The sequence below is a fragment of the Gimesia alba genome, assembly GCF_007744675.1.
GTDB lineage: Bacteria > Planctomycetota > Planctomycetia > Planctomycetales > Planctomycetaceae > Gimesia > Gimesia alba.
Genome location: NZ_CP036269.1, coordinates 7,620,831 through 7,634,831, shown reverse-complemented (window position 1 = coordinate 7,634,831; position 14,001 = coordinate 7,620,831). Strand labels below are relative to the sequence as shown.

Genomic DNA, 14,001 nt, shown 5'->3' with positions numbered 1-14,001 from the left:
TGTCTCTGTGAAATAATGAAATTCCAGAATTGAAAATCATGCTGATTGGCGTGAGCGGTGTAAGCGGTAATGAGTCATTGAAAGCCTGTGAAAGACACGCCATGTTTAGCAATCTTGGAATGAACGTCGTTTGAAGCGGAACGAAAACCGATGATCACAGTGAAGTACCGAAAGTGGGCTCAGAGCAAAATGGGTCTCAAACCAGCGGGTTTTCTAGTGCGAATATCAACAGGAGTGATAATTCGCGCATTGAGAAATTGAGCTTTGCTCGCGCGTGCGACGTTATCTCCGCATTCTCGTGAGGGGGAACTGAGCGTCAAGGGCAAGTTGATCAGTAGAATAATGCTAAATTCAGGTGCTCAACTGATGCCGTATTTTTTCAGTTTGCTGTAATAGGTACTGCGAGGCATCCCCAGCATGCGGGCGGCCTGTGCTTTGTTGCCATCGCATTCAGCGAGTGCCAGTTTGAGTTGCTCGGGTTCCGAAAGTTGAGGATCTACATTCGATTGACTGCCAGGGAACGTAATGACTTCGACGTCCGACAACGGAAGTCGTCGGACTGTTTCAGGGAGAACCGGCTTGGTCTCAATCACACGGGTGGGAAGGCGTTTTTTCGTTTCCAGCAGGTCAACAGGGAGGTCTTTGAGTGTGATCACTTCTTCTTCAGCGAGTACAACGGCGCGTTCGATAACATTTTCGAGCTGCCGGATATTTCCCGGCCAGGAGGCGCGTTCGAGGACTTCAATGGCATCGGGGTCGATATGGGTAATCCGTTTGCCGAGACGATGCGCGGTACGTTTGAGAAAGTAGAACGCCAGTTCGAAGATATCTTCACGGCGTTCGCGCAGGGGAGGCAGAGTGATGCTGATCACATTGAGACGGTAATACAAATCTTCGCGGAACAGACCTTCGACGATGCGTTGTTCGAGGTTCTGGTGCGTGGCTGTGATCAGACGAACGTCGACGTGTAATGTTTTTGAACCGCCGACACGTTCGAAGGCGCGTTCCTGCAGAACGCGTAAGAGTTTGACCTGGGTATCGAGCGAGATGTCACCAATTTCATCAAGGAATAACGTGCCTCCGTTTGCCATTTCAAAACGTCCGACACGGTCTTCATGGGCACCGGTGAAAGCGCCTTTCACATGACCGAACAGTTCACTTTCAAGCAGACTGGGAGAGAGTGCGGCACAGTTGACGCGGACCAGTGGCTGGTCGCGCCGAGAGCTGTTTTCATGGACGGCTTGTGCGAGCAGTTCTTTACCTGTTCCGCTTTCACCGCGGATCAGAACTGTGGATTCCGAGTTCGCGACTTTGCGGAGTGTTTCCATAACAGAGCGGATGGCGGGGCTGTTGCCTTTAATCAGGCCACGTTGAAAATCGTGTGAATTAGAGCTTTCAGAAATTTCCTGTGAGTTCGTCAGTTCCGCCTGCAGGATGGAAACGAGTCTGCGCTGGTCGTCGATTTTTTCGACCTTGATCCGCATTTCTTCGTTGAGTCGCCTCAGGTCCTGATGAATTTTCGTGCTGTGCAAAGCGATGCTCGTGATCTGTCCCATGGCGTTTAAAAACGTCAGGTCTTCTGCAGAATACGTACTGCCTGCAGAGCGTTGGCCAAGCGCAACAAATCCGGCAAATTCCCCATCCAGTTCGAGGTTATAAATGAAATCGAAGCCCAGTAATCGGAGGAGTTGCTGAGCGGGTGAAGCTTCTTTTAACAGTCCAGTTGCCACGCGTTGAAAGGCGAGTTCGCCTTCGAGGACTTCGAGTAGTTCGGGGCTACAGGGAACCGCTGAGGGCGAGTTTTCAATATGAAAGCCGGTTAAGAGTTCGAACTGGTTCCGGTCAGGATTGAGTAAATAAATGGCAGCACTTTTGACCTGCAGAACTTCGCGGCAGGATGTCAGCATACGATCGGCGATGGAACGTTGGTCTCCCAGTCGGCCGACGGCCCGGTTCATCCGTTTGAGTGCTTTGTCGAGCTGGTATTTCTGACGGAAGAACCGCCGATCAATGAGTCTTTGGATACGGTCACGCGACCAGAGCAGTAAAGAAATTGCAAACAGCATCACCAGAAAGACGGAGACCGCCTGATTGGTGCTAGGGGTCCGATTTAATTGGGTGCCGACCAGAGATCCAAGTGAGATGACGGTCGCGTATACTATCGAGATGCCGGCACTCACGACATAAAAGAGCATCCCGCGGCTGATGATCTGCTCGATCAGCATTAACCGATAGCGAATGATGCCCACCACGAATGCGACCATGAATGAGACGCTGGCCAGAAACATGGGGATGCCTGCGCCACCGAGGGCGAACTGCGTGCGGTCGAATTCCGCCAGATAGAGGGAATAGCCCACGGGGACTGTTGAGATCAAACCGGCAAGAGCGATCCATTTTAACTGGTTGCGTTCATAAGCATTCTGGCTTTTGAAATATCCGTAAAAGAGCGCCGCCAAAGTCATGAGGTAGTAGATACCGGCAACACTGAGATAGGTGTAAACGGTCCAACGTAGAACGTTGACTGCCTGAAAGACCAGTTGAGGGTATTCAATTTGGATCAGATCTTTCTGATCCGGATCGATTTGAGAGGTCCAGCGGAGGTAAGCCAGACATGCCAGGATCACAATGGTTGTGAGGACAGGGATTGAATAAACGGTTCGCAACAAGCCGACCGGATATTGAGCCAGCCAGGGAATCACGCGCGGGTAAGTAATAAAAAAGTGCAGTGTGATCGCTGGGATCAGCACCGCAGCGATCACAAAGGGGATATTGAGCATAAGCGAGCCCGCGATAATCCACCAGTTGTAACCGCCAATAAAAGCGACGAGGGTGATGATGCCCATCACAAAGAAAATGCGCGTGGTACGGTCAAAGGGACGCATCCAGTATGCGAAGGCGCCGATAGCCAGGATCACCAGTTCCAGTGAAAACCAAAGCAATGAAATCGCGACATCTCCAGAAGGGATCGACTGGATTTTGATCCACGCTGATTTGACGGATTTTTCTGAGGAGAGAGGGGCGTCGGAGTCGTTGCTCCAATATTCAATTTTGATAAATCGACCACTGTTCTGAATTTCGACCATGGGAGGGACATCATGTTCAGAGGGGTCAGAATTTGGCTGTAACTGTCCGCCGGGAGGGAGATCCATATTCCGCAGAACACTGAGTGTCTGAGAGAAATCGAGAAATGTTCGAATGGGATAGTCGCCAATTTTGGTGAGAATATCTCCCGATTTTGGTGCGGGGATTGGGCCGGTTTTCACGATCCCCGGAGTGGCTTTGATTTCGATCCCAGCAGGCAGTGAGTCTCCCTGGGTGGGTTCGACACTGTCTAACATCGCACGAATGCGTAAATCAGGACTGGTTGTGACAAAGCCCAGCACGATGACACTATAGACGATCGCCAGGATTCCATAAGTAAATAAGAAAGCTCGTTCTTTGATCCCTTGTTTTTTCATGAAATTCTTTCCCAAAGCTGAAATTGCTTTGTTGGAAATAAAAGGTTCTTTATGTGTCGAGCAATCATAGCAGCGCCGAAAAGCGGCGCCGACATAGTGTCGAGATCAATAGTAGAACATTTCGGCGCCGAAAATTCAAGGATTAGTGTCGAAATCAAATGAAACCAAAGTTTTCCCACTTTAGTAATTCTATCTATAATCACTGAAATAGATAGAATCATGGTAAATTCAAGAATGAGTTAGTGAGATCTGAGAAAAAGTGCGCTGATGTGAGAAAATTGCAGAGATACGGCACACCTTATGCTACTTATCTATTACAGAAAGTGATTCAACAATCAAAAAACGGAGTTAACTGGCTCTCTGGAGCCATTGATTGTGATTTGCTTTCTAACCCAGCCTGGCCCTTAAGAAGGAATCTGGTCTGGACGGACATTATCCAGAAGGTCCCCCTGATTTGCGAGTTCTGACCCAGCACGCTCATCAGTTTCTGTGAAGTGCAAAATATACGATTTTCCGTCCTCAATTCACCGCCTTCTTAAGGGCTTTCTTTATGCGCTGAGCTTGTTTCAGGGGGATTGAAGGTGGGCCAGAATACCGATTCGGCAAATACTCTTACTTGAGATGACCAAAATACAGAGTTGTGTCATATTCAAACAGGACGCTTCCCTCCGTTTGGTGTTCTTCAAAAATATCCTGCAGACGTTTCATCATTGGCTCATAGCCCGGTTGTCCTTCATTGGGGCAATAGGATGAAGAGAGCAGTCTGCCTTTGAGTGATTCGAAATCGAATGTCTGACTGTTAGGCAGCGTGTGGGTGTGCAGAGGGTGGGGATCAAAAAATCGAGCGAAGTCCTCATGTGAAATTTGTGTGTGGTTCACTTCCTTGTAATCGGTGGCGAAGTCGAGCAGCATTTTTTCGTAAGCGACCAGAAATAGTGTCGTGTCCACTTTTCGCTCGTTCCAGAGTAGAACGACCCAGCTTTGCGGCTTGAGAATCCGTTGAAATTCCAGTTTGGCCTGCTTTTGGTCAAACCAGTGGAACGCCTGACCGGCAATCACGAAGTCAAAGAGATCGCCGGGGAGATGAGTTTCTTCAGCCGTTGCGTTGACGCTGTGGAAATGGGGATTGTCTTTAAAAAAATTCTCTGCCGCCTGTCGCATTTCAGCATTCGGTTCGATTGCATAAACGGTGTTCTGGTTATCGAGAAACAGCCGCGTCGAGATTCCAGTCCCAGAGCCGATATCTGCGATCAGCGAATCAGATGATAAGCCACAGTTTGTCTTGAGGGTTTCCAGGACCTGCGTGGGATAGTCCGGGCGGTATTTGATGTAATTATCAACACGGTCAGAGAAGCGGGACGTGGAGTTCTTCATGATTTGTACTCATTGAATTTAAACAAAAGCAAGCCAGGCAGCACGCATTCGTGTTTTCAGTCAATCATACTCGTCAAATTACAGATCAGAGACTGGTGGAGCGAACTTTCTTAATTTCCGGCGGCTCTTTTTCAAACGCCCAGTAGTTTCTGCCGGAATGTTTTTTTGAGAGGAGCCATTTTCTGTCTACTGCAGAGCTGTCCTGCTTCAGCAGCGCAAACAGGTCACTCAGGACGGCACGGTTACTGCCGTAATAGGAGTGGCTCATGAAGCTGGTATCCACGGCCGAGACATCAATCGTCTCAATGCCTTCCATGATCAATGGTTCGCGCGAGTCGCCGGCCCTGCGCTCCTGGTTCACTGCTTTCGATGCAACCAGGGCGACGTCACCTGATCCGGAATAGAGGGTCACACGATTTGATTGTGCAATGATGGCAGGAGCCAGTTCTTTAAACTCGGAGACTCCTACATCAGGGGCGGCTAAGATTACGTTCTGGAACGGTTTTGTTAGTTGAAAGACTTCCGGTAAACGGTTCATAGCTCGCATGACGACGCGGTTCCCCATGCTGTGAACCATGATGTTAATTTTTGTTCCTTTAGGGACCGAGCTGACTAAGGTCTCTAGGAACTGGGCCATTGGTTCGACGCTGGCATTGGCGACCTGACCATCGAGGAGATATTTTTCCACGCCGCCTTGTGAGGGCCAACTGTAACAGACGACCGCACCATTGAAGGGGAGGTCATTGGCGATTTGTGCTGCACGGGTGACGGCGCTGGGAAAGTTCACGTTGAATCCATGGACGAACACGAGCACATCTTTTTGCGGCGAACGTTCCAACAGCGTATTGAGACTCTCAAAAAAAGGAGTTTCTGTCGTGGGAGTTAACGTACTAATTTCGACCTGTCCTTCCGGTGCTGGTGCACCCTGCCAGAGGGTCTGAATGACTTTTGTTTTTAGATCGCTGCGGTTCTTTGAGGAGATACGAACCTGCCCTGTTCCATAAGCCAGTGCCGTGCCGAACTCATTTGCATAACCCATTTCACCACGGGCATTCGTTTCCTGCAGCCGATTCGTCGCGTATAGAACTTTCCATTTTGTATATTCATCAGTCTGTTCTGCGGCGATGGGATCCTTCAGCGAATCGGCATAGGATTCGACCAATTGCTGGGATAATGCTCCTGTGACCTTTCCGGTATAGATCAAATCCATTTTGGACTTCATCGTCTGGCAGGATAAGCAGAGACAGGCGCAAAGACAGAACCACGCACCAAGGCGTGAGGGGAACGGTTTCATTTCGGAGGTCTCCGAAGGGATAGGAGGGGATGAGAGAGGTGGGAAGGATACTATTTTCTTGAAACCGGGTGAACCCCAAAAAGAAATATGGACAAAAGGTCATATTGCGGGCTGGCGTGATTTAACTGGCTGGGGGTTGATTTGCGAGGGCCAGTGCGAGATTGACGCCGTTAAACAGAGCGTGAGTGATGACATTTGCGGCGTAACTGCGGCGGTAATAAAAGAGTGTTCCCAGAATGAATGCGAGTGGAAACAGCGGGATGCAATCGGGGAAGCCATGTACGATGCTGAAGACCAGCGAGCTGGTCAAAATGGCGATGTAGGGAGGTAGCAGTTTTTCGAGCCAGCTTTGAAAGAGGACCCGATAGACCAGTTCTTCAAATAAGGGGGCGACGAGTACAGCGGAAATTAAAATCCAGCTGATGGTGGAGAACTCGGGGTGTTCTTTCAACTGCTGAAAAAAGGGATGCATTGTCTCTTCGGTTCGAAAAGAGTGTGTCAGCAGGAGCAAGGCCATTACGGGGAGTAAGGCCAACAGAAAGCCGACGGAACCATCACGAATCTGCCCTGTTTTTTGATTCAGCCGAAATCCCAGATTTTGCATCTTGTTCGGGTTAAGTAGTGTCAGAATTAAAATTAAAACGGTTCCAAAAGAGAATGTGATCACACAGGATCCAATAATATCATTCAAGGTAATGGGTTTGGCAAGAGGAGGCTCTGGCTGTACCGTTTTCGAAATCATGGTTGTCAATTGCAGGGTAATCCAGAGTAGCGCCAGAACGACCGGTGCGGACATTTCCAGTTGACTGCGCTGGGGGTTGAGCTGAAAGACCGAGGACATGCGTCTGGTTTGATAAAGCCTGAGCCAATAGCGTATGCTCAGCAGCGTCAGCAGTAAAAGTAAGAGGTGCAGCGACGTAGGGATCAACCTGAGAAACTCCGATCTGGATCGATTTTATCTGTGCAAGATACTAATACAGACCATCGTCGTGATCAGAAACCGGAATTACAAGCCGAATTCATGTTGGATTTGCCGACTCTGTGGTACTTCGCGTCTCAGGAAGTTATGCTACGGATTCAGAATTTGCGATTTTTAATCTCAACTAAGGTACGTAGAGACAGTCGTGGCAAATATTCTCGAAGAAATCATCGCTTATAAAAAGACGGAAGTCGCCGCGGCGAAAGCAAAGCGGTCTATAGAGGAACTGGGAGAGCAATTGGCGGCTGCCCCATCAGTACGTGATTTTGTTGGTTCTCTGCGAACTCATGGTCCGGTGGGACTGATTGCCGAAGTGAAAAAGGCGTCTCCCTCAGCGGGTGTTATTCGTGAAGACTTTCATCCGGTTGAAATTGCCCGGATTTATGAATCATCGGGAGCCGCCTGTCTCAGTGTGTTGACAGACGAACATTTTTTTCAGGGTCATCTGGATTATTTGAAAGCAGTTCGTCAGGCTGTCTCGATTCCGGTTTTGAGAAAAGATTTCATCATCGATCGCTATCAGATTCTGGAAGCACGCGTCGCTGGTGCTGACTGTGTGTTGCTGATCGCCGAGTGTCTGGATGACCGTAAGCTCGAAGACTTATATGGCTACGCTTTGGAGTTAGGGATGTCGGCGCTGGTGGAAATTTATGAGCCGGAGAATCTGGAACGGGTCTTGAAGTTATCACCTCCGATGCTGGGAATTAATAATCGAAATCTGAAGACGTTTGTAACGTCCCTCGATCACTCGATTCAATTGAGTCCGAAAATCCCCGAGGATTGCCTGCTGATTAGTGAGAGTGGCATCCGGACTCGGCAGGATGTGCTTCGCCTGCAGGCTGCGGGAGTGCGGGGAATCCTTGTCGGAGAGACGCTCATGCGTGTGCCCGATATTGGGAGTGAAGTCAAAGAGATTTTGGGAACTCACGTCTAAATAAACTTAAATTTTGTCTGAACCTAATTTATTCAGCAGTACAAAGAAGGATCAATGATGTCAGATACGGAACAACAAGTGGAACATGTGATGGTGGTGCCCACGCTTCTATTTCATGAAGTGGGTTATTTCCAAGGGTTTAACTCTGAGGTAGAACCCTATCTGAAGACGTTGTTTGATCCGAATTACATCAGTTTTCGACCTCGTGATACGGTAGAAGAAGATCCCAGCTTCAAACAGTTGATTCCCTATTGTATTTTTCGGCATGAAGGGAAGATCTTTTATTACACGCGTGGCTCTAAAGGGGGCGAGCAACGGCTGCACAGCAAGCGTTCGATCGGGATTGGCGGGCATATTTCTCTGGAAGATGATGCGAAAGTCGGTTCGACGTACCGGGAAGGAATGCAGCGCGAGATCGACGAGGAAGTTGCGATGGATACGAAGTATACAGAAGAGTGTGTCGGGCTGATTAATGACGACGAAACAGAGGTCGGAAAGGTCCACTTAGGAATAGTTCACATTTTTGACCTGGAGTTGCCCAAAGTTCTACCCCGTGAAGAGTCGATTATAATGACAGGGTTTGACTCACCGGAAAAACTGTTACAAGAGTCAGATCAGTTTGAAACATGGTCTCAAATTTGTCTGAAGGGATTATTTGAGCTATCTTAACTCAACTCGGCAGAATCTGCCGATAGAGACGGTGAATTTGATTCAAAGGTGGAATGATTCACACCAGGGCAGCCCCAAATAACTCGGGGCAGCCGATCTGCTTCTAAAAGGAATGAGAGCAGAGAACACATTGACAAATGTTAATACAAGAGCATTGAAGTGACAAAGGAGTGTCTTCAAAATGAAAATCACGTTTCGCGGATGGATCGTTGTTGGCTGTTTTCTGGCTGTGTTGTCGGTGATGGCAATTTTAGGAACCGGAGTTCATGCCCAGCAGCCAACGGCAACAAAGACAACAGTGACTGCCAATCCTGACCTGCCTGGTCAACTTTCTGAGGCGCAGTTAGGAAATCTGTTAAAAGCAATGGGTTTAACAGCGACCAAAACGAAAAAGCGGTATGACTTTCAATTCAAAGCGAACCAAAACAAGGAAGAGTGGGAGCTTTCCATGTCAGCCGTGCTCAGTGAGAACGGCGAATGGGTTTGGGTAATGGCTTGGCTTGATCCCCTGCCCCGCAGTGCCGCTGATGTACCTCGGACTGCCATGCTGCGTTTGTTGTCTGATAACGACCGCATGGGAAATGGCAAGTTTTTTGCCTATATTTCCAGCAATCGGCGGTTTGTGTTACAACGTGTGATTCCCAACCAGAGAATTACAACGAAAAAATTTCATGGTATTCTGAGTGACCTGGGAAGCAGTGTGGTTCAATATTATCCACACTGGTCGACTGATAACTGGAAGCGATCAACCGCTCCTCAGCCTCAGGGAACCGCTCAGAAAGCACCTGCTCGCGCCACACAGACTGCCTCGGGTGTATCCAATTTCAGTTCCAAGAAGCAGAATTAGTCTTAGCGGGCATTTGAATCCGAAGTTGATTCATTTTTGAAGATCAGAAACAATCCTTGTTGCTAATCAGGTAACAAGGATTGTTTTCGTATTCAGTGGTTGCTGATCCGCAGCCGATTCTCATCTGCATCTGCTTGATTGTATCGTCTTTGACCTGCTAAACTCTCACTTCAGAGATCCCCTATGTAAGTGAAAGAAGAGTTGATGCGCGTGATTCGCTTTGAGCAATTTGGAGAGCCGGCTGATGTCCTCAAAATTCTTGAGGTAGAAGAACCCATTGCCAAAGCGGGGGAAGTTCTGGTTCGCATGCAGGCCAGTCCTGTGAATCCTTCTGATCTATTGAATATTCGTGGAGGTTATTCAACGCGGCCTACTCTTCCTGCGACGCCCGGCTTTGAAGGAGTGGGAATTGTTGAGGCCAGTGGCGGTGGCTTGCGCGGTGCATTATTCAAAGGAAAACGGGTGATCGTACTCAACCGCCAGACAGGGAACTGGGCAGAGAAAGTGGCTGTTTCCAGCCGGTTCGTGATTCCAGTTTCTCCAAAACTGTCCCTGGAGGAAGCAGCGACATTTTTTGTCAATCCTGCGACGGCTTTTATTCTGGTGAAGCAACTCCTACGAATTCAGAAAAATCAATGGCTGCTACAGACAGCAGCAGCTTCAGCTGTTGGTAAAATGGTCATCCGCCTGGGAAATTATTATGGTTTTCCCACCTTGAATGTGGTCAGACGCCATGAGCAGGCGGATCAGTTAAAACAGTTGGGAGCCAAACATGTGATTGTATATAACGCGGAACATGACAATGAGCGTATTTTGATTGACCAGATCCGAAAGACAATTGGCAGTTCCCCACTTCGGTATGCCATTGATCCGGTCGGAGGCAAGACAGCCTCTTCCATTATCAAAGTACTGGGCGAACGGGCACGGTTGATTCTGTATGGGTCTCTGGAGAATGCACCACTCGATTTTTTATCACGGGAACTAATTCGAAGTGGTGCAAGTATAGAAGGCTTTTGGCTGGCAAGACAGATGGAAGCAATGTCGCTGCCGGGAAAATTAAAACTGATTTCAACTTTGACGCGTTTGATTCGAAGCGGTGTCTTATCAACCGAAATCAGCGCAATGTTTCCAATGGATCAGATTGCAGAGGCCGTTACAGAGGCTGAGAGGAGAGGAAGATCTGGGAAAGTACTTTTGTCTCTGGAGCAGAATGCATAACAAGTCAGAGATTCCTATTCGCAGCAGTATGGTTTAGCACTAGAAGTTTCTGAGATCTTTCGTTCCGTTGGCTCAATACCATAATTCGTAATTGGCAATCGAAATTCGTATGTTCAAAGATCTCTACTCTCTCATTCTCAGCTTTGAACTCGTTTGTTTTTTGATTTCGATGTTCGCACTTTGTTGTATTCGAGTCAAACAGAAACAGACAGAAGCGCTACTCCTTTTAAAATCGTCGTTGCCGCTGACGCTCATACTTTTTACCGGTGCTGTGCTCTTGTCTGCGTCTGTCGGGTCAAGTGACCTGGGATTCATTCATCGTATACTGGAACGGAATAAGCCAGAACCGGGGCTTGTCTTGAAGCAGTCTATTTCCGCTCTGGGCATTGTGCTGATTGTGGCTGGTGCCGTATTTCGAATGGGAGCGATTCCCCTTCATTTCAGACTCGGAGAATCTCTGAAAAAACTGCCGTATTGGCTGAGCACTTTGTCGGCAATGATTTCAGTTTGCGCCGGAGCAATTTTTTTGATTCTCTTCATCAATACCATAGTAGTATTCAATTCATCCTACACAGAACAGGTTTTGTTTTTTCTGGCTGTGATTGTACTTTCTGCGACAGCCGGTCTGTTGCTGATTGAGACAGAATTAAAGATGGTTCTGGTACTGTTAGTATTACAAATTACCGGAGTGTTCTTTGCACAGCTTTCGGCCGTCTGTTGGAAATGGCGTCATGAGTCTTTGGGGGCAGATTCGATTTCTATTTTAGATGTGATGAGAGAGAGCGCGCCGGAATACCTGTTTTCTTATTTATCTATTTTGGGCCTGGCCTGTCTGCTGGATAGCATGGGGGGACGACGATCAGAAATCAGATATCCGGAACAGCTACAGGGGCTGATCTCTGATCAACGAATATTAGGGGGCGTGGCGATTTTTTTCTTGCTGGTTCTGATGGGCGTTCCAGGTTTTTCTGCGTTTCAATTAAAGTGGCAGACAATGCAGGCGCTGTTTGAAATTCACCAGGGGACATCAACAGAAACGATGGCGGTTGTGCATGCAGGATATGTGGGACTATCTGTGCTGCTGGCAGTTTCGTCTGCAATCGTCGCTTTCGTTTGTGGAAAAATGATCATACAGATTAGCTGTGCCAAACCATTAGCTCGATACCGGGCCATTCCAAATAAAGGCATGGCGTTCATTTGCTACTGTTGCGTGATTGGCTTGTTGATGTTCAGTCTTGGACGAATCGTGAGTCTGTGAAATGCAACAACGGGAAAGAAGCGAAGTTTATGAAACTTTGTTGTCGTCCTTGTAGACCTTGTAAATAAAAACATGTCCGCAGTGGGGACATTCAACTGAGCAGCCGAGACGCTTGGATTGAAATTCCAGGGAGGTTAACTGGCGGGATTCATTGATCCCGTATTGAGGTGTGATTTTTTTTTCACAGGCCGGGCAAACCACTTCTGATTCACTTTGGTTCATTTGAGTTCTTTCCTAATTCATAGTAAGTGGCTGGTACAGGCAACCCGCAATTTATTTTTGTTGGGTTATAAAGTCAAAATGAATTAAGTGCCTTATCTTAAAAAAGTGGGCCTTATCAGGCGAAGTCCTCCAATTAGTATACGTAAGTATTTATGCGTTGGAAATAGCGGGTTGCATTTTAAAGTGCTAATTCAAAATTAAGTAATTTCTTAGAATTACAGTGGGGCGGCAGTTCCATGCAGGCAACCCCGTCCATCTCCATCTCTGTCCCTGAACGGGCTAGACGAAACTGCCGCCACCTGTAACTATAATCTCAATAGCGAATTACCGAAGTTCAAACCCAAGGTCAAATTCTAAAACAAGGGTATGACAACTGTTTGGCACACCTCCCGATTTTATTAAAAAATAAATCGAGAATCCAAACTACAAAAATATTAGCTTTTCTTGGGTTAAGTCTGCTACGTAATCTTTGATCACTGTGGTTTCAAAACGTGCAACTCCACTAACTACTTCTATTGCGATGCTGGAATGATTCTATCAGCCAAGGTAAGCTGAATGCTGATTTTGACAATGAATATTCCCAAAATTTAAAATCATAAAGGTGTACCGTGAGAGTTGTTACTTTTGGCGAAGTGATGTTGAGGCTAGCCCCTCAAAATCATCTTAGAATCAGGCAGTCAATTCCAGGTAGTCTGGAATCAACGTTTGGCGGGGGAGAATTAAATGTCGCCGTTTCAATTGCCCTTCAGGGAGGGGACTCAGCTTTCGTGACGGCATCGCCTGATAATTCGATCACAGACTGTCTCATTCAGGAAATGGGAAAGACTGGTGTTGATGCCAGTCTGATACAGCGGACTTCAGAGGGCCGATTTGGCATCTATTTTGTTGAAACAGGGGCCAACCAACGAGGAGGAACGGTAACTTACGATCGGGAATTCAGTTCGATTGCTGTCGCGACGCCTGATTTATTTGACTGGGATCAGGTGTTTGAAGGAGCGACCTGGTTTCATATTACTGGAATTACACCTGCCATCAGTGAGTCGGCAGCACAGTTATCATTAAAGGCGCTGCAGGAAGCGCAGCAGCGGAATGTGAAGGTTTCCTGTGATTTGAACTTTCGGAAAAAACTCTGGAACTGGAAAGCAAATACGAAACCGATAGATTTAGCCAGAGAGACGATGCAGACTCTCGTACCTTATGTCGATTTGGTAATTGCAAATGAAGAGGATGCGGATTTATCGCTGGGAATCAGAGCGCCTGAATCAGATGTCGAAGCAGGCGAGTTGAATATCGAGGGATATCGTTCCGTTGCAAAACAAATGATAGAGCAATATCCGAATGTCAAACAGGTTGCCATTACATTGCGTGAGAGTCTGTCTGCCAGTCATAATAACTGGGGAGCCATGTTGTATGATCAGAGTCAACAACAGGCTGTCTTTGCACCCTGTGATGCAGCAGGAAATTACGCCAGCTATCAGATTCGTAACATCATAGATCGGGTCGGCGCTGGTGATTCCTTTGCCGGGGCTTTAATTTATGCATTGAATACTCCCGAACTTGCTGCACAGGAAACAGCCATTCGATATGCGGTTGCTGCCAGTTGCTTAAAGCATAGTATTCAGGGAGATTTTAATTATTCAACCCGTTCAGAAATTGAAGCTTTAATGTATGGTGGTGGATCTGGTCGAGTGCAAAGATAACTCTTGGAAGCACCTTATTCTGAAAGAGTGTCAACGCGATTAAGAAAC

General features: G+C 47.6%; 10 protein-coding genes. 6 read left to right on the top strand and 4 right to left on the bottom strand.

The genetic code is table 11. The features are described 5' to 3' along the window. Nucleotides 1-359: 359 nt before the first annotated feature. The 4 genes from Pan241w_RS29560 to Pan241w_RS28600 all read right to left on the bottom strand — a co-directional run bounded on the left by Pan241w_RS29560 (nt 360) and on the right by Pan241w_RS28600 (nt 6,967). Nucleotides 360-3,458, bottom strand: coding sequence for a sigma 54-interacting transcriptional regulator (locus tag Pan241w_RS29560; protein WP_198000576.1), 3,099 nt, complete (start codon nt 3,456-3,458; stop codon nt 360-362). 612 nt (nt 3,459-4,070) lie between these two features. After that, complete coding sequence (locus Pan241w_RS28610; protein WP_145222877.1) at nt 4,071-4,832, bottom strand: class I SAM-dependent methyltransferase; 762 nt, start codon at nt 4,830-4,832, stop codon at nt 4,071-4,073. A gap of 85 nt (nt 4,833-4,917) precedes the next feature. Continuing rightward, the gene (locus tag Pan241w_RS28605; protein ID WP_198000215.1) at nt 4,918-6,042 is read right to left on the bottom strand and encodes an alpha/beta hydrolase; all 1,125 of its coding nucleotides are present in this window, start codon (nt 6,040-6,042) and stop codon (nt 4,918-4,920) included. Between the two features lie 205 nt (nt 6,043-6,247). Continuing rightward, complete coding sequence (locus tag Pan241w_RS28600; RefSeq protein ID WP_198000214.1) at nt 6,248-6,967, bottom strand: CPBP family intramembrane glutamic endopeptidase; 720 nt, start codon at nt 6,965-6,967, stop codon at nt 6,248-6,250. Nucleotides 6,968-7,250: 283 nt separating this feature from the next. On the opposite strand from Pan241w_RS28600, the gene trpC reads away from it, so the two are divergent. The 6 genes from trpC to Pan241w_RS28565 all read left to right on the top strand — a co-directional run bounded on the left by trpC (nt 7,251) and on the right by Pan241w_RS28565 (nt 13,953). After that, nucleotides 7,251-8,039, top strand: a complete 789-nt coding sequence (trpC, locus tag Pan241w_RS28595) for an indole-3-glycerol phosphate synthase TrpC (protein WP_145222870.1) — start codon at nt 7,251-7,253, stop codon at nt 8,037-8,039. 54 nt (nt 8,040-8,093) lie between these two features. Beyond that, nucleotides 8,094-8,708, top strand: coding sequence for a phosphoesterase (locus Pan241w_RS28590; RefSeq protein ID WP_232107304.1), 615 nt, complete (start codon nt 8,094-8,096; stop codon nt 8,706-8,708). Nucleotides 8,709-8,889: 181 nt separating this feature from the next. Next, the gene (locus tag Pan241w_RS28585; protein ID WP_145222868.1) at nt 8,890-9,555 is read left to right on the top strand and encodes a hypothetical protein; all 666 of its coding nucleotides are present in this window, start codon (nt 8,890-8,892) and stop codon (nt 9,553-9,555) included. Nucleotides 9,556-9,759: 204 nt separating this feature from the next. Further along, entirely contained in the window at nt 9,760-10,773 is a 1,014-nt protein-coding gene (locus Pan241w_RS28580) for a zinc-dependent alcohol dehydrogenase family protein (RefSeq protein WP_145222866.1), read from the top strand. Nucleotides 10,774-10,882: 109 nt separating this feature from the next. Next, complete coding sequence (locus Pan241w_RS28575; protein ID WP_145222864.1) at nt 10,883-12,031, top strand: proton-conducting transporter transmembrane domain-containing protein; 1,149 nt, start codon at nt 10,883-10,885, stop codon at nt 12,029-12,031. An 830-nt stretch (nt 12,032-12,861) separates the two neighbouring features. Next, complete coding sequence (locus tag Pan241w_RS28565; RefSeq protein WP_145222860.1) at nt 12,862-13,953, top strand: sugar kinase; 1,092 nt, start codon at nt 12,862-12,864, stop codon at nt 13,951-13,953. Nucleotides 13,954-14,001 lie beyond the last annotated feature (48 nt).